The organism is Pseudorhodobacter sp. W20_MBD10_FR17, assembly GCF_052119765.1.
GTDB lineage: Bacteria > Pseudomonadota > Alphaproteobacteria > Rhodobacterales > Rhodobacteraceae > Pseudorhodobacter.
This window is the reverse complement of the sequence record NZ_JBGQOQ010000031.1, coordinates 15772-37367: the sequence shown is the minus strand read 5'-3', so window position 1 is coordinate 37367 and position 21596 is coordinate 15772. Positions and strand designations below refer to the sequence as shown.

Below are 21596 nucleotides of genomic sequence, written 5' to 3'. Positions count from 1 at the left end.
AAGTGGCAACATTTTACGCTGCCCGCAGCGAGATTATCACGCCACTTCCGTGGCTCACTTTTGCACTGCCGTTCTCAGCGGGACAGGCCACGGGGAGTGGGATCCTGAAAAGGTCGCTGAATTCCGCAAAACCGCCCTAGCATTCTTGAAGCAGAATTTTCCGAACGGCGAGTTGCGCTATGTCAGCGGTCATGCAGACGAGGAAGCCTATCACATTCATTTTGTTGTGGCCGTTTGGCGCGAGCGGATCACAGCGAACCGCGGCCAGCAGATATTGCTGCAAGCATCGAAGAATCCGCTAATTGCGAGTTACGAGCATGCTCAAGATATGGCAGGCACCATTGCGCCAACGAAGTGACCGAAGCTGGGCCGCGTGGTGCCAAGCGTCAGTCGATCTTGGTCGGTATGGGCGTCCATTCCGGCTTTGCCGATCTAATTGCGATTTCTGGCGGCCGCGTGCTGTTTCTGGAGGTCAAAAGCGAAACCGGCCGCTTGCGCAAATCACAGGAGGTGTTTCGCGACACGGTCTGCGCCCAAGGCTTCTGCTGGGCGCTGGTCCGGTCAGTCGATGATGCGCTGGCCGCCCTGGCGGACAATGGGTTCACCAGCCGTGTCCGCCCAGCGCGGAGGGTGGCATCATGAGCCACAAGGCAACCGTCTGGGCCATTCAGCAACGCGGGTTGAAGCCTGCCACCAAGATCGTGCTGTGGTTCCTCTGCGACCGGCACAACCCCGACTTCGGCTGTTTCCCGACGCAGGCCCGGCTTGCGGACGATGCGGAAATGTCGATCTCGGCACTGAACCAACATCTCGCCAAGTTGGAAGAGCTAGGTCTGATCCACCGAATCCGCACCCATGATCCGCGCACCCACAAACGCCAAGCGACACGCTACATCTTGGGGTTTGAAGAAGGGTTTCCACAAAAGCCAACTCCGGAAACCGGACACGGCTTTTGTGGAACGGAGACAGAACAACGCGCCGACCTAACTCCGGATTCCGGAGATAGGGCCATCTCCGGCTTTTCGGCAATCCCATCTCCGGATTTTGCCCAAAGCCATCTCCGGAATCCGGAGACTAACCTTGTAAGAGAACCCTTAAGTAAACCTGTAAAGGAGGAGGAGGACGCGCAAGCGCGCGATTTCGATTTTGATCGGTTTTTCGCAGAGTTGATTTTGGCGCTGCGTCTGGACCCTGCTGCGCTACCCGGCTGGTGGCAAGGTTATCCGCCTCGGCTACACATCCAGCGTTGGCGCACAGAGCTGGGGCTAACCGAAGCTGAGATCGTCGCGGCGGCCAAGGACACGCGCAAGGATCATCCCGAACCGCCCGATGGGCCTAAGGCGCTGGACCGCGCAATGCAGCGTGCAGCCCAGCGCAAGACGGATGATGCGCGTCGAAAGCGCCACAAGCGCAAACACGATCCGGTGTCGACCGCGAAGCCCATCGTCGATCTACCGGTGTTCTACGCCGACATCATCAATTCTGATCGCTACCTGCCCGTCAGCGCCATCAACAACACCGTCCGCGATGCCATGTTGGGGCGTGGGCTGGTCACAGCCGAACGGCTCCGGATGCGGGGTGTGCGATGACCATGCAACGATCGATCAACAATCGCGGTACCCGCACAAAACACGCGCTGGGCGTACAGGCGGTACTGGAATGGGCATTCCGGGTGGAAAAGGCGCAGCTGGAACTTCCGGTGCGCAAGGATGTGGTCGAGGAGGGTTTCGGCTTTGGTCTGGAATATGTCCTGCTGCAGCGCGCTGCGCTGGGATGCAAAGTGGATGGCGGCAAGCACAAAATGGGAAGTTACACCCATGCCGATGCCGAGGTCGTGGCGGCCACCGTCGCGGGCATGCCGGAAAGCCTCGGCGGCATTCGCATGGCGATCAGCGTGGCAGAATTGGCCCGCGCCGGGATAACACCCGACTGGATGCCCGGCGTTGTGCCGCGCTGCGTGCCGGTGGAGATCAAGAGTAACCAGCATGGCGAGCGGGCGACCACCATTGTCGTTGGCACCGAACAGGTCCTGACCCGGGGCAAATGGCGCACGGTTGAGGTCTTGGCGTGTCCGGTCACCTGGCGGCCACATCCGGAACAGATCGCATCTGCCCGGCGTGGCTATGAGGATTGGTGGCAGGCGTTGGATTGGGTGCGCGATGGGTTGGTGGTGGGGCGGATGCTACGAGATATTGAGGTGACGGAGGCGATGCCGAAGGTGCGTCCTTGGGACAACCCGGCACTTTCAGTTCCAAGAACGCTACGTGCAATAAGCGAACCTTTTTCATAGTGCTCAAGAAATCTCTATTAGCACCATGAGCTTGGGCCCCAACAACAGAACTACGCGTTGGAGCCGGAAGTTTCAGTAGAAGTAGGGCAGATTCTTGGCTTTGGCGGCTCTCACCCACGATGGAACAAACGGGACAATTTTATCTTGAGAAGGAACCATGATTTCTATGAAATTTGCACCTGGGTTTTGTATGGCTTCGAAAAGGGTGGATTCAATTTCACCTTCATTTGTAATTCTAGCGGCTTTGAATCCAAAGGCTTCTGCGATTTTCACATAATCCACACTACCAAAATCAGTTGACCAAGGCTCGTCCACGTCATCGAGCAGTATTGCTTCGCCACGGATCCACCCAAAGGTGTCATTCCGCGTCAGTATGATCGTGACGTTTTTGTTGCTGCGTTTGATTGTTTCCATGTCGCCAATGACAAAACCGAAAGAGCCATCACCCGTAAAAGAGATAATTGGACCATCCGAAGCATAAGAGGCACCAAGACCCGCGGGCACTGAGTATCCCAACGCGCCCATCGAATAGTTCGTGATATACCGACGGCCAGGCTCCTTGATTGTTAATAGGGCAGATGGATAAATCGCGCTAACGCCGGGTTCGGATGTCACAATAGCATTGGCTGGCAGAATCTTGTCCAATGCCTGCGACAGCTTCACCGGCGAGATCGTTCCTTCGGGCATCGGGATGTTGGAGTTAAAAACCTTATCGAGCGCCGTTTTCTTGATTGGATTAAGATCGACAAGTGGCCTTTTCAGATATGGATGCTCAGCCTTGATCAGCTCAACCATATATTCCAGACTTGCGCGTGCATCTCCAACCATCCCGACTGCAAGCGGAAAATTGTTCCCTACATGCGCTTCTGCAATATCCAAATGCATAAATGTTTTCGAGGTTGGATCGCCGTAGAGCTTCCAATGATCTGTCGCTGCGCTGTCAGTGTTGCTGCCGATGAAGAAGATAGTATCTGCATCAAAGACGAATTGGTTTGAATACTCCATGCCACCGCGTCCACCGATTACACGCAAAGCTAAAGGGTGGTTTTCTGGAATTGTACCTTTACCCGGTGTTGTGGTGCCCACTGGTATTTGCAAAAGCTCAGCTAGTTCCAGAATGATTTCAGACGCTTTGGAGATCAGGCCACCTTGCCCGCAAATGATCACTGGCTTCTTGGCCTTCAGTAGAATGTCTATAGCTGCGCGTATTTTACTATGATCCGCAACGGGACGATGGGCGGGATAATAGCTGTATTCGGGCTCTGCATAGAGGTCGCTAATCTCTGCTTCTTCCCCAAAAATATTGATGGGCACTCGTATATGCACGGGTGCTGGGCGACCTGATGTGGCCACACGGAAGGCACGTCGTAACAGGAAAGGAATTTCCTTAGCATTGGTCAGAACAAATGATTCTTTGGTTATGCTGTCGTACAATTTAGTTTGATCGATCCCGGTCAGCCCATGCTTTTTGTCCTGGTTGATGGGGATGTCGGAGCTAAAAAAAATGATTGGGACCGAACTCAGATAGGCCTCCGTGATGCCAGGGGTGCAGTGGGTAACGCCAGGGCTTGGTGCCTCGAGCACGCAGGGACGGCCAGTGATTTTGGCATAAGCTTCTGCGGCATAGGACGCAGTCCTTTCGTCACGGGTCATTACGAACTCGATGTCGCTGTGTTCACGCCATTCCTTATACCAACCGATTGTAGTTTCACCGGGGAGACCAAATACATGTTTCACGCCATGCAATTCGAGCATTTTAAGAATGATCTGCGCACCATTCATCCGTTTTGGTTCAATATTATTCACTTCTCAGTCCCTTCAGAAACTTCTATCTTGCGTTTGCACTGCGTAAAACGAGAACTCATGTGTTTTCGCCATTAACAAAGCGGCTCGGCAACGGCGTATTTTGCTAGCATTGCGTGATCAACCTGAACGCCCAAGCCTGGACCGCTTGGCACATGCACCCGGCCATTTTTGACCGGGAATGGCTCAGTCAGGATGTCTTCCTTCGCGTAGTAAGTTGCCATGTAAAATTCACATTGCAGCAGCAAGTCAGGCACAGCGGCCATCAAATGCGCCCCAGCGGCATGAGCCAAGCCGGTCTCGAACATGCACCCACCATAGATTTCAATCCCCGCAGCACGGGCGATAGCGGCGACTTCAAGCGCACGCCGAATGCCGCCAGATTTCATTATCTTGAGCGAGAAAATATCGGCAATGCGATGTTGAGCACCGTATAGCGCACCCTTGGCGTCGAAAACACTTTCGTCGGCCATGATCGGCGTGTCGATGACATGAGTGATGTGGGCCAACGCATCACGCTCGTGCATTTTAACGGGTTGTTCGATAAAGGTTGGACGGAACGCCTCCAGGTCACGGATACATCGCACGGCATCATATGCTGGAAGGCCCTGATTGTAGTCAATGCGAATGTCCGCTTCATCGCCGTAGATTTCGCGTAGCTTTTGACATCGCATAAGGTCGAATTGATGCCCGGCGAACCCGGTTTTGAATTTGAAAATTCGCACACCGTCTTCCCACATTGCGGCGATATCATCGAGGTCTGCACCAAAGTTAGGATTAGCGATTGAGAAGCTCATTCCCATACTGTCGCGCATTCTCCCGCCCACAATTTCACAAACTGACAGGCCGCTGATCTGCCCAGTGATGTCAAGCAATGCCATCTCAAGAGCGGCCTTTGCCTCGGGATGGCCGACTATTACCTTGTCAGCCATATTCATGTGCTTTTCGACCTGGATTGGATCCTGCCCAATTAGGTGAGGCCGCAGGTGAACGTGAAGCGCAGCAGCATTTCCTTCGGCGGTTCCGGTAAAAACCGGCCAAGGCGACGCCTCTCCCCAGCCAGTGATGCCCGTATTGGTAATGATTTCAAGGATAACTACGCTAATCCCAGCAACATCCCCGCTGCCGTGCGAGTGCACGGCTTTGGCCGGGATTGATATTCTGTGAATGCGAAGCTCTTGGATCTTGTGATCACTCATGTGAAACTCCATTAGTTGATTTGAAAATGGGGAAACTTATTGGCGTACAACAAGGACGCTGCAGGATGCATAGCGCGAAACTCGCGCAGCATTTGGGCCGATAAAAAGGTCTTTGACCGAAGGGCGGTTCGCACCAATAACCACGAACTTTGCTGATGTATTATCCGCACATTCGATCAGCTTTTCGTAGACCACGCCGCGCAAAACACGCGTTTCATGTTCGACCCCGCGCCAATCAAAGCTGGCTTCGTATGAGGCCAAATCGCGCTTGGCTTCGGCAAGGACATTGTCATGCATCTCTTTCGGGATGTAGGCCTGAGCATAGCTATTTTGCTGATCGGGAATGACAAACACCAGAATAACTTCTGCACTATGGCTCTCAGCGAGAGAAATGGCCTCATTTACAACTTTGCTATCCGACACTTTGTGTAACAAATCCACTGCAGCAATGATCTTAGTTCTGGTCACTAAAGCTTCCTTTGCGGAGTGAAATTGAGTGGAAGAAATGGCCATTTAACTGCCAACCGAATTGCGCATATTGTCTGGTAAGTAGGTTGCGAGTTCCGGGAATGTGATCATCACAAAGACCATCAGCACCATAATCAGGAACATCGGTATAGCTGTTTTTGCGATATAGCCCATCTCATGTCGAGTAATGCCCTGCATCACGAATAAGTTGAAACCAATCGGCGGCGTAATTTGGGCCATTTCAACAACGATCACGATAAAAATACCAAACCAAATAAGGTCGATCCCAGCACCCTCCACCATGGGCTGCACAATGGCCATCGTAAGAACAACCGATGAAATGCCGTCCAAAAACATGCCCAAGATGATATAGAATACCATCAAAGCAAGCAGCAACGAGAACCGCGATAGATGGAGGCTGTCGATGTATTCGGCGAGGACGCGCGGCAGCCCCGTAAAGCCCATCGCAAGCGTTAGTGCGGTGGCACCCATCAGGATAAAGGCGATCATCGCAGAGGTCCGCGTTGCCCCGAGCAGGCTTTCAACAAACGCCTTTTTAGAGAGCGATCCTTGCACAGCTGCCAAGACAAAAGCACCAATCACACCGATAGCCGCGGCTTCGGTCGCAGTTGCATACCCGCCGTACATCGAACCAATCACCACGAGGATCAGTAGAATGATTGGAATGAGAAATCGACTTTCTTTCACCTTTTCTTTGAATGTCATACGGTCAGCGATTACAGGAACTTCGCTCGGGCGGACGAAAGACCAAGCCGCTACATAGATCATAAACATTCCAGCCAATACTATACCCGGTATAATTCCGGCCATGAATAGCTTGGAAATGCTTTCTTCAACCGCGACGCCATAAACAATTAATGTTAGCGAAGGTGGGATCATTAGCCCAAGGGTGGCCGCACCGGTCAACGTACCTATGATCATGTATTCGGGATAGTGTCGCTTTCGAAGCTCTGGGATGGACATTTTACCAACCGTTGTCAACGTTGCCGCAGACGACCCAGAAACAGCGGCAAAGATGGTGCAGCCGACGATGTTCACATGCACCAACCCTCCTGGCAGCCGCTGCATCCATGGGCTGAGACCCCGAAACATATCTTGCGATAACCGACTTCGAAACAAAATTTCTCCCATCCAAATGAACAGCGGCAGTGCTGTGATTGTCCAACTAGAAGAACCTGTCCAAATCCGGGTCAGCATAGCGTCGCCTGCTGGTCGGGTGGTGAACAACTCAAGGCCAAGATAGGCGACACCAAACAGCGCTAGGCCAACCCATACGCCCGTCCCAAGCAGAAGAAACAAGGCGAAGAGAAAGATGAAAACGAGATAGAATTGTTCCAATGGCATTACTCCGAGTGCGAGTCGACCACAGAGGGTCGAATGTTGTCTTTGCCCGTCAGGAAGGTGGTAATCAGGTTATCGAAGCAGCAGATTGCCAGCAGCACCGTCCCGATTGCCATGGACATCTGAGGTATCCAGATCGGCCAGGCATCTTGGCCCTGACTGATGTCATTGAACTTGTAGCTTTCGTAGGTCAGCTTGACCCCGTAGCGTGCAAATAGAAACGTCAGATAGCTGGCGATTCCCCAGCACCACAGTTCGCCAGCGATGCGCAGACGCCCTAAGGCATTAAGCATCAGGCTGACGCGTATGTGGCTTCCGCTGTTTAAAGCATAGGGCAAGGCCAAGAAAGACGCCGCTGCCATACAGTAGCCCGTGAAGTCGGGCGCACCGGTGATGATTTCTCCGCTCCATCGCCCCACCATTTGAAGAGTGACAAAACCTAAGATCATCAACAGGAAAATGGCGGCTAGAAAACCCGCTGCTACGTAGACTGTATCGAGAAACATTCGCAAAAATCTTAATAATGCCACGACCGCACTCCGAACTTGTCGGTGCGACCCCATGAGGTTTTCAATGGATCGCACCTGGGGGGGAGACTACTTTGACGCTTTGAATGCCTCGACGATTTTCTTGCCTTCATCGCCAGCTGTTTCCAGCCACTCTGCCGTCATCGTTTCACCAATCTTAGCCAGTTCAGCTGCCAGTTCAGGGCTTGCGGGCCCGGTGGTCATGCCGTTCTTGGCAAGTTCACCGACGGTGAACTCATTGTACTGGATCGAACGCCAATCGCCTGCATATTCGGCCAAGGAGGCGCAGCCATTGAGGATGCCCTGCGTCGCACTGTCCAGACCGTTCCATGCATCTTTATTGACCATGACGTAATTGCGTGGAAGCCAAGCATCAACTGCATAGTAGTGCGACAAGCTTTCCCAAACCTTGCTATCGTAACCAGTAGACCCAGATGAAACCATGCCTTCTGCGACGCCGGTCGCAAAGGCTTGGCTAAGTTCAGCTGCCTCAATCTGAACCGGCAGCATTCCAGCCAACTCCGCCATACGCGCGGATGCGGTGTTGTAAGAGCGGAATTTAAGGCCTTTGACATCAGCAAGTGAATTCACCTCACGGTTAAAATACAAACCCTGCGACGGCCACGGCACCGAATAGAGAAGATGCAGGTTCTGGCTTTCTAGAAGCTCTGACAACGGGCCCTTGGCTGCTTCCCAAAGCTTCTCGGAATCAGCAAACGAGGTTGCAAGGAAGGGAATTGAATCAAACCCGAAAAGTGCATTTTCATTCTGATTGCCCGACAGCAGCCGCTCGCCGATATTCACCTGCCCAGTCTGAATGGCACGTTTAATTTCTGCACCTGAATAAAGTGAACCGTTAGCGTGGGTCTGAATTTCCAACACGCCGCCGGTGCCCAGTGTCACGCACTCAGCAAATTTGGCGCCAGTCTCCGACTGGAAATTTGTTGCTGGATAAGCCATTGGCATATCCCAAGTTTCTGCGGACGCAGAAACAGTCGCACCGGCGGCGACGACAAAGCCAATTGCAATCGTTTGGATGGTTTTCGACATATTTTTCTCCTTGTTGCTCTGGTTATATTCCCTGTTTGCAGGGTTCGTTTCTGGAACGGGGTCTAAAATCGCATTGGATCATATGCGGTTAGGTCAATGTTTTCTCTACGGTTAAATATAATACCCGCAAGAATGCGCCCGGTTTTGGGGCCCGCGGTCAAGCCAATATGGTGATGACCAAATCCCGCAAAGACCCCTGTATTTTTGATCTCTCCAATGAGAGGTAGGCTATCTGAAGGCGCAGGTCGGTGACCAAGCCACGGCGTTTCGCCTTCAAACGTAAGGTTAGGAAAACTCTCTTTGACTTTACGTCGCAAGAGATCAAGTGGCGCCTTTGACGGGCCAGCGTTCACCCCCCCGAACTCGACGATGCCAGCACATCTCAGGCCGTTTTTCATTGGCGTTGCAACAAATTTTCCGGTCGTAACCATTAGCGGCGAACGTGGGCCGTTGAGTGGGTCACGGAATTCAATGTGATAGCCACGCTCTGTTTCCAGCGGCACCTTGATGCCAAGCTTCTTTGCTAGCAGCCCAGACCATACACCTGTTGCAAGGATCACCTCGGAGCATGTGAGCGTGCAGTCCTTAGTGATGACTTCGCTCACTCGGCCATCTTCGAAAGTGAAGTCAGTCACCTCAGACTGCACGAACTTTGCGCCAAGTTTTTCAGCCTCCTGAGCCAGCGCTACGATATACGAGCCCGGATCGCTGACATAGGCGTGATCACGCATAACGGCCAAAAGCTTCAAATCAGGCGAAAGGTTTGGTTCAAATTCTTGAACAGCGCCCTCTTCAATCACTTCAGGCTCAAACCCTGCGGTTTTTCGCAGCATCCATGTGTAATGGTCTGCCTCGAATGCTGCCCGATTGGGGTACACGAAGCTGTAGTCAGACGACGTTAACCACTCGGCCGCTGCCGTCCCTTTGGTCAGAGCACGATGCTGATCTACTGTGTCATAGGTTAATGGAGCGATTCCGCGTGCAATGCGGCGTGTATCCTCATCGTTGGCGTTGGATAGGTACTTCAGTAACCAAGGCGTAAGGCGGGGCAAGTACGACCACCGCAAGAATAGTGGGAAATTGGGGTTAAGCAGCATTCTTGGGCTTTTCAATATCATGCCCGGCGCCGTTACGGGCGCCACAGAACATGCGGCGAGCACGCCAGCATTTCCGAAAGATGTCGACTTTTCGCTGCCGGGGATTTCGCGATCAACCACAGTCACGTTTGCGCCGCCGCGCGCCAACCATAGCGCTGCGGACACGCCAATAATGCCAGCACCTACTACGATCACTTGCCGTGTGTTTGGTCTAGTCATGCTACTTCTCATCCACGAATCGCTCGGCAATAACCCTGCATTCCGAACTGTATACAGAAAAGTTCTCAAATCTGAAGACAATTCTTTCCTTGCCATCTTATTTTGAGTAAGTACGTTTGAAGTAGCAAGCTTAAGGAACGAATGGGTATGTCGGAAAGCAGTGTAAATCGAGTCTACTTAACGCTTCGCCAGATGGCGACCGACTTCGTTTTCAAGCCCGGTGAGCGTATAAATGAAACCGCCCTCACGACTAAAATGAATGTCAGTCGAACCCCGCTCCGCGAGGCCCTCAATCGCTTAGTAGCGGAGGGATTTTTGACTTTTGTCTTAGGAAAGGGCTTTTTCTGCCGACCATTGAGCCCCAACAAGATACTGGAACTTTATCAGCTGCGATGCGCTCTCGAAACGGAAGCCGTCGTGCGAGCCATCGAAAATGCTACAACCTCCGAAATTCTCGACGTGGTGAACTATCTTAACGAGGTTGAGAAATCCTATGTCGTTTGCACTGACCTTAATGAATTGTTGCGAATGGACGAAGAGTTCCACCAGAAGCTAGCGGCACTTTCAGGTAACGAGGAAATATTAAAATTTCTCGCAATCACGAATGAACGGATTCGTTATGTCAGGATCATTAATCATCGTCAGCTTCGCGATCAAAAGGGCAATTCCGCAAGCGATAATACGTCGATGTCTGCTCACCGTGTTATTTTAGAGGCGGTCAGAACGCGCGACACAGACGGAGCGGTTTCTGCATTGCGTAACCACATCGAGCGCCGTAGCGAGCAAACGGTAGAATTAGTTCGCGTTGCTTATTCGCAGCTCTATGTCCCTGATGATTGACCAGACCCCAGCTCAACGCTACGCAGTGTTGCCGCATGAACCGTTGCGCACATCAAGGGGAGAAGGCCACTACCTTGCGCCATAAGAACCTTAAGCCCAGCAGCGGTTGTTCCAGAAGGTGATGTCACGTTCTCTCGAAGCTGCGAAACACTCTCTGCCGCTTCTTGGGCCAATGCACCAGCCCCCGAAATGGTTGCCTTCGCAAGCTGCATCGCAATAGGGGCGGGCAAGCCTTCAGCGCGGCCAGCTGCCGCAAGACACTCGATCATGTAGAACACATAAGCCGGACCAGACCCGGAAACGCCCGTGACAGCATCCATCTGATCTTCGCTTTCCAACCTAACAACTTGTCCTACGGCTTCCAGCATCGCTTGTGCGAGATCTAGGTCGTCCGCCGTGCAGTTTTGATTACCACTAATTGCGGTCACACCTTGACCAATAGCCGCCGGGGTGTTCGGCATGGCCCGCACAATTGGTGCGCCCGACCCTAGAATGGTTGCCAGCGACATTAGCGTTGTTCCCGCAGCGATTGAGATGAATAAAGTGCTGCCAACCGATCTAGCGGTCAGAGCATTTGCCGCTGTAATCATTTGTGGCTTTACAGCCAAAACACAAACAGCGGCAGCCTTGAAATCACCATTTATTTGGAGCCCTCTTGCTTGCAATTCCAAAAGCCAATCAGATGGCCGCGGATCCATTACCATAATCGACCGAGGTGATACACCCGCATCAATCCACCCCTGAAGGAGCGCGGACCCCATTTTTCCGCAACCAAAAAGGACAAGCCCTCCGTGGTTTAAACGCTCCAGAACTATGGGATTGTTCATGGCTATCTCCCAGCAAGCCCAAGCAATGGGTCATCCAGATGGGCAGGAAACCTGTCCGGGACAAGCGCATGCTGAAACCATTGGATAAAGCTGTAGATTGAGAAAACGGGCAAACCCGTAATTTTGCGCACATCGGCCGCGTAGGGCGTCATGTTCGTGCATTCCAAAATGATTGCACCAATATCTTGGTGCTCGGTCACCAATTGACGTGCGGCGTCAATCATATCCAGTCGGCAGGCTGCAAAGTCAATCTCTGGTGCGTCGCCTAGAATGTCGCGGGTGAAAACTCGACCGCCTTCCGTACCGACGATTGGTGTGTCTAGTGGTACTTTTGCAGCTTCTAAATGTGCTGGCGTCAGCGTCTGCTTGGATATCGTCAGGATGCCCGTGCGTTTACCCGCTGGTAGCATTGCTTGCACCATTTGGAACTGCATGAGAGATGACGTGGCGACTGGTACCGAGACAGCATTTGCCAATTTATCTTGGACGATGGACAGAAACCCGCAATTGGTTGTGATACCATCGCAACCACTTGCAACAAGATCTTTCGCGGCCTCTATAAATTTGTCAGTCAACAGGCGGGCATCATGCTTTACAACCAAATCTGGCGTAGCGCCGCGGACAACCCGAAACTGCACAGGGAAGGGCCATGTAGTCGCGTTGCCAATATCCCCTGGAATGCGCGGAAATTTCGTTTCGAGCATCAATATCCCAAGATTGGCTCCGTAGATCGTTTTGCCGCCTTTTTCTAAGCCCACTGTAGTCGACCCTTCCTATAATCACTGCATTTGACAAATTCGCATCATCTGAAGACAGTAGTGTATACAGTTTCGTGGTGTCAATAGTAGTTCATCCTCATTGAATTTGGAAATGGAATATGCAAGCCGCAACTCTCTGAAAGAGTTGACTATCTCGGATCACACTTCGTACATTTAAGTGGGAGTGTAAGCCTTCTGCCCACTGCCCCTCCGCATGGTTCCTCCCTGCCACTGAACGTATGCGGGGGGGCGCAGCGCGGCATTTCGCTAGCGAAAGTGGATTTCGTGGGGGAATCCACCCAAATCCACTTGGTGATAAGAAGTGGAAATAAATACATAATTATCAGTAATTTATACGTTCACCATTTTGGGATACTGGATTTATTGTGGAATCCAGCAAATCCACTTGGTCAAATCCACCAGGCCAAATCCAGCCTGCCAAACTTACGAGATCCGGCGGCTTTAGAAACAGCGCTGTGGCCTGCCACCGCCCACATAGTCAAGTTCGACTGCCCGCAGCCGTGGTGGCTGCTGCGCCTTCGGTCAAACCGTTGGAAAGGGCGATCAAGCAGCATGGCGTCACCGGCTGATCCGGTACACCCGGGCCCTGCCCTCTTCCTTGGCGGAGGCCACTGTGAGCCCGAGCTTCTTGCCCAGCGCTCCCGATATGGCACCGCGCAATGTATGAGCCTGCCATCCGGTGGCGGCGATGAGGACCTCCATGGTTGCGCCTTCCGGCGCTTCCAGCAGGGCAATCAGTTTTGCCTGTTTGGTGCCCGAGCGTGAGACGGGGCGTGCGAGATTGGAAACATTGGACAGAAGATGATTTGCCGGAGGCATTGGTTCCGGCACGATCCCGATTGCGGTCAGCCCCGCATTGGTTACTTTGAGCGTTGAGCCGTTGCCATCACCGGTTTCACGCCAGAGGGGATCGCCTTTGCGAATGTCGGCGTCGACTTCTTTTATCAATCCACGTTCGATCATCTTGGTAACGACCATCTTCGCCGCAGCACCATGCAGACCCTTCGGCAACGGCATGGCAATATTGCCGAGGCGCTGGGCACTGGCGGTCAGGATGACGGTTTGCGTCGCGGTCAGTTTCGTCATGACTGGTTCTCCTCACATGTCATTCTGGGCAAGAAAGGCCGCGATGCACAATTGCTGGGCGATGGCATCATCGCAAGAGCCGAGGCGTACGGCGTCACATGCGGCAGTGATGGCATCACTGTTCGATCTGACGGGCGCTGGGCGCGGTAAATCGGCATGTATGGCCTCGTCTTTCACATTGGGTTGGGCATCGACAGGAGCGGCTTACGTGTTGGTGGCCTGATAGCCACTGGCCACAAAGATATATTCATCGTAATGATCCGTTTTGGCCAGGAAGATTTCAGCCGCGCGCATGGCTGCAGATTCAGTTACCCCTTCAATCATCACGCGGTGGATGAGGGTTTCTATCAATGTCACGGTGAACTTCGGCATCTCTGGCTCCACACTTGAGCCACGCGGGATGCGTTGCCTGCTACGCAGCCAAGCCCCCAGCTGGGGGCTTGCGGGAAATAGTCCGACCTTATTCCTTGTGTTCGCCTTTCTTGAACGCGCTGTCAGTGATCTGGCGCAGCACGCTGGCGTAATGGGTCAGGGTGCCGACATGACCCCAGCTTATCTCGTCCGGGTGTAAGTCGAAATGATTGTTGCTAAGGGCGGTGAGCCGATCAAGCATAGCGTCGATTTCGCACTTAGCGGCAACGAATGCGTCAATGGCCTTGGCGTTGTCCGTGACACGGCGGTTGGTCATGGCTGTTTCCTTGCTGTTTCGCGTCGCAGACTGCATCGCGCTTTAAGCCAGCGTCGCTCTAAAGCAGCCCTTGATCAACAAAATAACAAGCGATATCATTGCTTTGATTGCATAGGAGCAGGCAATGAACGGCATGAGCGAGCGGGAATATTCCAATCATTCTGGTATGTCGCGAGGGGCGGTTCAGAACGCCAAACGCAGCGGCAGGCTAGTGTTTTATGCCGACGGGTCGATCAACGCTGTCGCATCCGACGCGCGCCGAATGGAAACGACCGACCCCGATCAGCAGCGACGCTCACTTGGCGGCGATGCTGGCATGCCGACTAGAGGCAGTGGCGGAACTGACAGCTATCTCAAAGCCCGGACGGCGCTGACCGTTTACCAGGCGCAGGAACGTCAACTGGCAATTCAGAAGAAGAAGGGTGCGTTGGTAGATCGCGCCAGGGCTGAAGCGCTGGTATTCCGCTTGGCCCGGCAAGAGCGCGACACTTGGGTGACTTGGCCCAGCAGGGTGGCGGCGTTAATGGCCGCCGAAGTGGCTGCAGAGGTGAAAAAACAATCTGGCCAGCCAGTGGTGATCGATGCAGCGATCATGCAAAGGGTGCTGGAAACCCATGTCAGAGCACAACTCGAAGCACTTGCCGATCTCAGAGTTTCGCTTGGATGACAATGGCGATCTGACGGACAATTTCGCCCCCAATTTTGAATGTAGAGAAGAGAATAATAGCGAAGGAGAAAATGTCGGAGTCGATGGATGCGCGCCTATGTGGCGCACTTTCCGCCTATTTCGGTGATGCATATCTCCCAGTTGTTATTCGACTTACAACCTCAGATCGCTGCCGCAGGGCAGTGCCCTGACAATTCAAATGTACAAGCGACGCTTCCCCTTCCCCGCCCAAGCCACTTTGTTATGATAGATTCCGTTAGCAACTAACAATGGCGTGCCAGAACCGACCGCTATTTTAGTTATTTTGATAAGAACTTTCTGACTTGCTCGCGATAGAAGGGCGTGAAACCTGCCTCGCGCTGGTAGTCGCGCTCCAGATCGAGTTGTGCATAAAGATCGTTCTGCTGAGAGGCCAACAAAGCCTCTCGGGTAAGCTTTAAGCCGATTGCTGACTGCAAAGATAGCTTTGACGTCACGTCCGAAATAGCTGATGCCAGCTGGCTATCTTCAACGACAGCCCAAATCAGACCCCAACCTTCAGCTGTTTGGGCCGATATAGGCTCTCCCAACAGCATAAAACCGCGCGCTTTGGCATTTCCAACCAAGCGGGGAATAGTCCAAGTCCCCCCTGCATCGGGGACCAATCCAAGTTTAGAAAACGGCTGTGAGAACCAGCTAGATTGGGCTGCGATGACTATGTCTGCGGCAAAAGCAAGGTTTGCCCCCGCACCTGCGGCGCCGCCTTGCACGGCGCAAACCACAGCCTGTGGAAGCGCCGCCATTTGCTTGACGATACAGTTCAAACCAACGTCTAGGGCATCGCCCAGGTCGATGCGCGCACCATCAAGAATGGCACGCCGCTCGGTCAAGTCTTGCCCCGCACAAAAGGCGCGGCCATTTGCCTCTATCACCACCACACTAAGGGTGCTGTCTCGTGCAACTTCCTCTAATGTGACACTGATCTGTTGAAGCATGTCGGCAGTCAAACTGTTCAATTTGGCTGGGCGGTTCAAACAAATCCGTGCGACGTTTTCGGTTTTTGAAAACTGAACCACTTCATCGGTCATAGCTCAGCACCCTGTAAATTGAGGTTTACGTTTTTCTAGAAAGGCCTGCATGCCTTCTTGTTTGTCGCTTGATCCGAACAGGAACTGAAGGCCTTTGCGTTCAAGCGTAAGCGCCGCCGCCAGCGGTATATCGGCCCCTTGCAAGATTATTTCTTTGATCAACCCGACGGCCAGCGGTGGCATGGCGGCTATTTGCGCGGCCAATCGAAGCGCCTCGGGCAAGGTTTCATCGTCCGGTACGACCGCGCTAACTAATCCCATGTTCAGTGCATTCGCCGCCGTAAAAAGATCGCCAGTCAAACAAATCCGCATCGCCTGAAACTTACCCACCGCGCGGACGAGCCGCTGTGTGCCGCCTGCCCCCGGCATAATCCCCAGCTTTACCTCGGGTTGCCCAAGCCGTGCAGATTGGCCCGCAACGATGATATCGGCATGCATTGCCAGTTCCATTCCGCCACCAAGAGCGAACCCGTTGACGGCGGCAATAACTGGCAAAGGGCAATCCGCAATGGCCGCCCAAAGACGTTCATTGTGGCGTTGATATAGCTCAATCCCGCTGACATCGACCATTTCGCGAATATCGGCACCAGCGGCAAAGCTGTTCTCATCACCTGTCAGCACGATGCAACGCAAACTCTTATCCTTGGCGGCTTGCGCGAATGAGGATGCAAGCGCTTGGCGCACTGCCATGTTCAGCGCGTTTTTTGCCTCAGGACGGTTGATACGAAACAGTGCCACGCCGGGCAGTATGTGTTCGACCAACAAAACAGGCGGCGGTGTTTCATCCATCACTCTACTCGTTCCAACATCAAAGAAATGCCCTGCCCCACGCCGATGCACATCGTACAAAGGGCGCGCTTGGCTTGGCGCTCTTTTAGTTCCAATGCAGCAGTTAATGCCAATCTTGCGCCTGACATGCCAAGGGGATGCCCCAAAGCGATTGCACCGCCATTGGGGTTCACGTGATCGGCATCGTCCGGCAACCCCAGCGCGCGCAGCACCGCAAGCGCCTGCGCGGCAAACGCTTCGTTCAGTTCGACCACATCAACATCACCGATCGTAAGCCCAAGGCGCGCCAAAAGTTTTTGGGTCGCCGGTGCAGGGCCGAACCCCATGATGCGCGGTGCAACGCCAGCGGTCGCCATCCCGCTGATCCGCGCCAAGGGCCGCAAATCGTGACGCTTGATAGCACGCTCTGACGCAATAATCAGTGCTGCGGCACCATCGTTTACACCCGATGAATTTCCCGGTGTGACCGACCCGTCGGCGCGGGTGATCGGGCGCAGCCGCGACAGATCTGCGAGTGTCGTCAAGCGCGGGTGTTCATCCACCATAAATTGGCTTGCGGGCGCTTTTTTATGTGTAATTGTCACCGGCGTTATCTCATGCAAGAAACGCCCACGTGCCTGTGCTTCAGCTGCGCGTGCCTGTGAGCGCAGTGCAAATTCATCTTGGTCATTGCGCGATATACCTAGATCATCTGCAAGGTTTTGCGCCGTCTCTGGCATGCTATCAACACCGTGAAGCGCACGCATCTGATCATTGATAAAGCGCCAACCAATGGTCGTATCATGCATTTCCGCGCTACGGGTAAAAGCGGCCGCAGCTTTGCCCATAACAAAAGGCGCCCGAGACATGCTTTCTACACCGCCAGCGATCAAAAGGTCGGCCTCGCCTGCACGTATGGCCCGTGCTGCAATGCCGACAGCGTCCAAGCCCGAACCACAAAGCCGGTTCACCGTTGTTCCCGACACTGCGACAGGCAGACCCGCAAGCAAGCCTGCCATGCGTGCCACGTTACGGTTATCTTCACCCGCTTGGTTTGCACAGCCAAGGATTACATCGTCAATTTCATCCAAGAGCAACGACGGGTTGCGTGCCAGCAGGGCGCTAATCGCAATCGCAGCCAGGTCATCGGCCCGAACACCCGAGAGGCCACCAGCATACCGTCCAATCGGTGTACGTAATCCATCACAAATGTAAGCTTCGGCCATTCGCCCGCGTCCTTCTTTTACAAGCGCGGCGCACACGGGGAGTACCCGGCGCGCCGCTATAATTTAACGCGGATCAATCGGCGCGTGGACCAATTCGAACCAAGCGGCAAAAGCCGAAGGATCGGTGTCAATGGCCGCAGTTAGGCGTTCAATTTTCAGCGCACGCTCTTTGCCGATCAAGCTATCGGTAAAGAGGTGAAACTTATCCGAGATCTCTACGTCCGAAAGCGGCATTTCCGGATCCCCGCGCGGAGTTCTGGGCGCACCTTGATGACGGGTGCCGTCCTTCATCACAATCGTGACTTCGGCCCAGCGTTGGCGTGTGCTGATCTTGGTGTAATGCGGATCATCAATCAGCTCTACGCGGCTCGCCAGATCTTTGATCGCAGGGTCTTCCAAAGTCGCATCATCCAGTTCCGCCACTCCGATCTGACCGCGCATGATCATCACGGCAACGGGGAAGGCTATCGAATAGCAAAACTCATCCAACGAGTTTGGCGCATGCCCTGCAAGCCGTGTCGCATAGTGGAAAGTCCGGATTTCTACGGTAGCAATGTTATTGGCGTCAAGCGCGTGCTTTTGCATCAAATCTTGGGCGGAATCGATTGAGGAATGCGCCCAGCGGCAGACGGGATAAGGTTTATAATGGGTGCCCATCACTTCCCAATCCGTGCCCAGACTTTCCCAGAATGGTGCGGCATCGGCACCTTCCGCGGTAATCGCAGGCGCACCAGTAAATCCGGTTTCGGCCATCAGTGCCGACATGATGCCCGTAGGCGAGCCCCAGCCCACACCATCGCGCAGGTTGCTTGGAAAATCGATGCACCGCATCATCTGGCTACGCGGGCCTTGGTATTCTGCGATGCCCGCAGCATGCCGAATGCCCTCTGCGTCCAGCCCCAGCATTCTGGCAACAGCAGCTGCCGCGCCAACCGCTGTCCACGCGCCCGAAGTGTGATAATCTGCAACCGTCGCATGCATACACAGGCCAGACCGGTAGGCGACTTCATACCCGAGGACAAGCGCCGTCATAAAGGTCTTGCCGTCAATCGGCTTTCCTTGTGCCCGCAGATAGTCTGCCGCAGCCATGACCGCCGGGAAAATACCCGAACCAGCATGGCCTTTGACTGCGGAATAACCATCATGCGCGTCAACAGCATCGATGGTATACGCCCCAAACATTGCGGCGCCGCCCGGGCTGACAACGCGCCCGTCAAAGATCATACGTGCGCCATCGCGCAAATCAGCCGTTGACCAAAAGCGTGAGACAACCGTATCAATGCGCGCAGACAGCTCTGTCGTGCGGCCAATGCAGGCCACGCCAATTGTATCAAGGATGCTGCGGCGCATAACTGCCAGCACCGGCTCCGGGATATCATCGTATTGCAGATTTTGAACGAAATCAGAAAAGGCGATAGCCATAGGTCCTGGTCCTTGGTTTTAGCAAATTTTGCTGGTCAATTTCGTCATGGCATCAACGGCTTCGGAAATAATCCGGTCAATCAACTCGCTGCACGTGGGGATGTCGTTGATCAACCCGACAACTTGCCCGCATGACCAAACGGCATCATCCAGCTTGCCCTCTGAATAAACTGTCGGGTTGCGGCTGCCAGTTATCAGGGGAAGCAATTGATCAAGGCTTGCCCCTTCTGCTTCCATAGCAATCACTTGCTCAGCCAAAGCATTACGCGCCACGCGCATGGGGGAACCAATAGATTTCTGGATGATTAAAGTATCATCAGAGGTTGCCTTGACCATCCAGTCTTTGACCGCTGGGTGCGTTGCACATTCCTGCGTTGCCAGAAACCGCGTGCCCATTACGATGCCATCTGCGCCAAGGCTAAGTGCGGCAAGCAACCCGGCACCATCGCCAAAACCACCCCCAGCAATAATAGGAATCTGAACCAGCCCAGCCGCCTGACGCAACATGACGAGCGTGCTGACGTCTGTCATCCCCGGATGACCACCCGTTTCATTGCCTACAACAGCAACCGCATCACACCCAATGCTTTCGGCCTTTTTAGCAAACCGCGCTGCCGGCACTTTATGAATGATTTTCATACCAGCAGATTTGATCTGCTCCATGTAGGGTTCTGGGCTCTGCCCCGAGGTTTCCAGAACCTGAACGCCGTGCCGCACGCAAAGCGCCAGGTAGTCCGCCGGAGTATACTGGCGGGCCGTTGGAAACAGGTTGATGTTCACCCCAAAGGGCTTGGTTGTCAGACGGTTGAGTTCCTTCAACTCGGCTTCAAAACTGTCCAGATCACCAAAAGTTGCCGAGGTGATAATCCCCAAACCACCCGCGTTGGAAACCGCTGCGGCCAGTGGCGCTCTGCCTACCCGAAACATGCCACCGCAAATGATCGGATGTCGAATGCCCAAAAGCTCTGTCAACTGAGTCTTGAACACAGCCTCACCTTTTCCACGCGCTGCCGCATTGGGCGTGGTCATTGGCTCCTTGAGTTGAACAGTCATGATGCACCTGTCGCATGAGCCGAAGATTGTACCGCGTGGTGCCATACCGTTTCACGCTGCGCCCATGGCGTACCAAGCAATAGCTGTCTGGCCTTTGTCCGCCGAAAGAACAACTGCACATCCACTTCCAGTGTGTAGCCCATCCCGGCCCAGATTTGTTGGGCGGTGAAAGTGCATTTGCGACCAGCCTCACAGGCCTGGATAGCGGCCATCGCAACTGCGGCAGGGGTCGGATCGATTGCGGCATCTGACGCCAACAGTCGCGCTGCCGAGTTTTCCATATAGGCCTCTGCCAACCGCTGCTGCACCGCTTGAAAACTGCCAATTGGTTTACCGAATGCTTCGCGTTCCTTGGCATAGGCAACTGCCATATCCAGCGCCGCCCCCGACAAACCCACGATCTGCGATGCAATCGTGGCACGCAATGCATCGTACGCCGCTGAAAGCTCTGGCCAGGTCAACCGATTGCTGCCAAGCAGCTTCACTTCGCCGCTGGCAATGGCCGCCCAGTTCAGCGCAACATAAGAATTATTGGCCAGATCACTATTCGGAACGGCATCCCAACCCGAAACAGGTTTTTTTACCAAAGCCAGTGAAACACCTTCATCGGTTTGAACCGGCAACAGCACCGCTGTCGCGCGATCCAGGTGATCGGCAATCCAAATGCTTCCGCCTTCATTCTTGTCCAATGGCCAAAAGGCGCAATCTGTCGGCCGTGCCGGGAAACCCGCAATCGACGTGCCTATAGTCACAAGCTCTTGACCCGAAATGAGTTTTTCCAGCAACTCAGCGACAGATCCATCTTCAAAACGCGCCAGCATCGGGACTACGAAACAGGCGGTTTCAGAATAAGGCATCGGGAACGCGGCTTTGCCGAGCTCTTGTGCGATCACGGAGATGGCGGGCAGACCGTCTCCGCCAAACCCATCTGGCGACATCAGGCCAAGCCAGCCAAGTTCTGCCATCTCGGACCAAAGCGCCGTCGCTGGCGCCCAATCATTCTTCTCGGCTTGCCGGGCAACCTTGGTCGCCACTTCCTTGGCTACAAAAGTTTGAGCTACCGATTGGATCATCTCTAGGTCGTCGTCACTGATGCCGACGGGGGTCTGGGATTGGTAATTCATTCAAGCATTCCAGTCTTTGAGAATGGGGTGGAAG

The 21596-nt window shown here is 53.8% G+C and carries 23 protein-coding genes and 1 pseudogene; 6 read left to right on the top strand and 18 right to left on the bottom strand.

The window, feature by feature from the left end; translation table 11 throughout:
* The first annotated feature begins 49 nt into the window (after window positions 1-49).
* The 4 genes and pseudogenes from ACEN2J_RS16955 (at window position 50) to ACEN2J_RS16940 (ending at window position 2290) form a co-directional block, all read left to right on the top strand.
* Entirely contained in the window at window positions 50-358 is a 309-nt protein-coding gene (locus tag ACEN2J_RS16955) for a plasmid recombination protein (protein ID WP_442107344.1), read from the top strand.
* A pseudogene (locus ACEN2J_RS16950) lies at window positions 337-642 on the top strand (VRR-NUC domain-containing protein); the annotation flags it as partial. The gene ACEN2J_RS16955 and the pseudogene ACEN2J_RS16950, both read left to right, overlap by 22 nt.
* Window positions 639-1589, top strand: a complete 951-nt coding sequence (locus ACEN2J_RS16945) for a helix-turn-helix domain-containing protein (RefSeq protein ID WP_442107342.1) — start codon at window positions 639-641, stop codon at window positions 1587-1589. The pseudogene ACEN2J_RS16950 and the gene ACEN2J_RS16945, both read left to right, overlap by 4 nt.
* Window positions 1586-2290, top strand: coding sequence for a hypothetical protein (locus ACEN2J_RS16940; protein ID WP_442107340.1), 705 nt, complete (start codon window positions 1586-1588; stop codon window positions 2288-2290). Before ACEN2J_RS16945 ends, ACEN2J_RS16940 begins: the two co-directional genes overlap by 4 nt.
* A 72-nt stretch (window positions 2291-2362) precedes the next feature.
* Here the strand turns inward: ACEN2J_RS16940 and ACEN2J_RS16935 are convergent, their stop codons facing one another.
* From ACEN2J_RS16935 to ACEN2J_RS16905, 7 genes are all read right to left on the bottom strand, one after another.
* Entirely contained in the window at window positions 2363-4096 is a 1734-nt protein-coding gene (locus ACEN2J_RS16935) for a thiamine pyrophosphate-binding protein (protein ID WP_442107338.1), read from the bottom strand.
* A 71-nt stretch (window positions 4097-4167) separates the two neighbouring features.
* On the bottom strand, window positions 4168-5292 hold the full coding sequence (locus ACEN2J_RS16930) for an enolase C-terminal domain-like protein (RefSeq protein ID WP_442107336.1): 1125 nt from the start codon (window positions 5290-5292) through the stop codon (window positions 4168-4170).
* Between the two features lie 36 nt (window positions 5293-5328).
* A complete protein-coding gene (locus ACEN2J_RS16925; protein WP_442107334.1) occupies window positions 5329-5805 on the bottom strand; it encodes a universal stress protein in 477 nt (158 codons plus the stop codon).
* Complete coding sequence (locus ACEN2J_RS16920) at window positions 5806-7119, bottom strand: TRAP transporter large permease (protein WP_442107332.1); 1314 nt, start codon at window positions 7117-7119, stop codon at window positions 5806-5808.
* 5 nt (window positions 7120-7124) lie between these two features.
* Window positions 7125-7628, bottom strand: coding sequence for a TRAP transporter small permease (locus ACEN2J_RS16915; RefSeq protein ID WP_442107330.1), 504 nt, complete (start codon window positions 7626-7628; stop codon window positions 7125-7127).
* A 90-nt stretch (window positions 7629-7718) separates the two neighbouring features.
* Complete coding sequence (locus ACEN2J_RS16910) at window positions 7719-8699, bottom strand: TRAP transporter substrate-binding protein (protein ID WP_442107328.1); 981 nt, start codon at window positions 8697-8699, stop codon at window positions 7719-7721.
* Window positions 8700-8761: 62 nt separating this feature from the next.
* Window positions 8762-10015 carry an NAD(P)/FAD-dependent oxidoreductase gene (locus tag ACEN2J_RS16905; RefSeq protein WP_442107326.1) on the bottom strand — a complete coding sequence of 418 codons (1254 nt, stop codon included), beginning with the start codon at window positions 10013-10015 and terminating at the stop codon, window positions 8762-8764.
* 147 nt (window positions 10016-10162) lie between these two features.
* Between ACEN2J_RS16905 and ACEN2J_RS16900 the strand changes: the two genes are divergently transcribed.
* Window positions 10163-10855, top strand: coding sequence for a GntR family transcriptional regulator (locus ACEN2J_RS16900; protein ID WP_442107324.1), 693 nt, complete (start codon window positions 10163-10165; stop codon window positions 10853-10855).
* Here the strand turns inward: ACEN2J_RS16900 and proC are convergent.
* The 5 genes from proC to ACEN2J_RS16875 form a co-directional block, all read right to left on the bottom strand.
* Window positions 10837-11682 carry a pyrroline-5-carboxylate reductase gene (proC, locus tag ACEN2J_RS16895; RefSeq protein ID WP_442107322.1) on the bottom strand — a complete coding sequence of 282 codons (846 nt, stop codon included), beginning with the start codon at window positions 11680-11682 and terminating at the stop codon, window positions 10837-10839. The two genes, ACEN2J_RS16900 and proC, sit on opposite strands and share 19 nt — an antisense overlap.
* Window positions 11683-11684: 2 nt before the next feature.
* Window positions 11685-12440 carry an aspartate/glutamate racemase family protein gene (locus ACEN2J_RS16890; RefSeq protein ID WP_442107320.1) on the bottom strand — a complete coding sequence of 252 codons (756 nt, stop codon included), beginning with the start codon at window positions 12438-12440 and terminating at the stop codon, window positions 11685-11687.
* Window positions 12441-13019: 579 nt separating this feature from the next.
* Window positions 13020-13547, bottom strand: a complete 528-nt coding sequence (locus tag ACEN2J_RS16885) for a DUF3489 domain-containing protein (protein ID WP_442107318.1) — start codon at window positions 13545-13547, stop codon at window positions 13020-13022.
* A 204-nt stretch (window positions 13548-13751) separates the two neighbouring features.
* Window positions 13752-13919, bottom strand: coding sequence for a hypothetical protein (locus ACEN2J_RS16880; protein WP_442107316.1), 168 nt, complete (start codon window positions 13917-13919; stop codon window positions 13752-13754).
* Window positions 13920-14007: 88 nt separating this feature from the next.
* On the bottom strand, window positions 14008-14235 hold the full coding sequence (locus ACEN2J_RS16875; RefSeq protein WP_442107314.1) for a hypothetical protein: 228 nt from the start codon (window positions 14233-14235) through the stop codon (window positions 14008-14010).
* 124 nt (window positions 14236-14359) lie between these two features.
* Between ACEN2J_RS16875 and ACEN2J_RS16870 the strand changes: the two genes are divergently transcribed.
* Window positions 14360-14902 (top strand): hypothetical protein, encoded by a 543-nt coding sequence (locus ACEN2J_RS16870; RefSeq protein WP_442107312.1) that lies wholly within the window; start codon window positions 14360-14362, stop codon window positions 14900-14902.
* Between the two features lie 299 nt (window positions 14903-15201).
* Here the strand turns inward: ACEN2J_RS16870 and ACEN2J_RS16865 are convergent, their stop codons facing one another.
* From ACEN2J_RS16865 to ACEN2J_RS16840, 6 genes are all read right to left on the bottom strand, one after another.
* The gene (locus ACEN2J_RS16865; protein ID WP_442107310.1) at window positions 15202-15969 is read right to left on the bottom strand and encodes an enoyl-CoA hydratase-related protein; all 768 of its coding nucleotides are present in this window, start codon (window positions 15967-15969) and stop codon (window positions 15202-15204) included.
* 3 nt (window positions 15970-15972) lie between these two features.
* Window positions 15973-16758, bottom strand: a complete 786-nt coding sequence (locus ACEN2J_RS16860) for an enoyl-CoA hydratase-related protein (RefSeq protein WP_442107308.1) — start codon at window positions 16756-16758, stop codon at window positions 15973-15975.
* Window positions 16758-17963 (bottom strand): 3-oxoadipyl-CoA thiolase, encoded by a 1206-nt coding sequence (gene pcaF, locus ACEN2J_RS16855; protein WP_442107306.1) that lies wholly within the window; start codon window positions 17961-17963, stop codon window positions 16758-16760. The genes ACEN2J_RS16860 and pcaF overlap by 1 nt, the downstream gene beginning before the upstream one ends.
* A gap of 63 nt (window positions 17964-18026) precedes the next feature.
* Window positions 18027-19385: an MmgE/PrpD family protein gene (locus ACEN2J_RS16850; protein WP_442107304.1), complete on the bottom strand. Its 1359-nt coding sequence runs from the start codon at window positions 19383-19385 to the stop codon at window positions 18027-18029.
* A gap of 18 nt (window positions 19386-19403) precedes the next feature.
* Window positions 19404-20414, bottom strand: a complete 1011-nt coding sequence (locus ACEN2J_RS16845) for an NAD(P)H-dependent flavin oxidoreductase (RefSeq protein WP_442107302.1) — start codon at window positions 20412-20414, stop codon at window positions 19404-19406.
* 20 nt (window positions 20415-20434) lie between these two features.
* Window positions 20435-21562 carry an acyl-CoA dehydrogenase family protein gene (locus ACEN2J_RS16840; protein WP_442107300.1) on the bottom strand — a complete coding sequence of 376 codons (1128 nt, stop codon included), beginning with the start codon at window positions 21560-21562 and terminating at the stop codon, window positions 20435-20437.
* Window positions 21563-21596 lie beyond the last annotated feature (34 nt).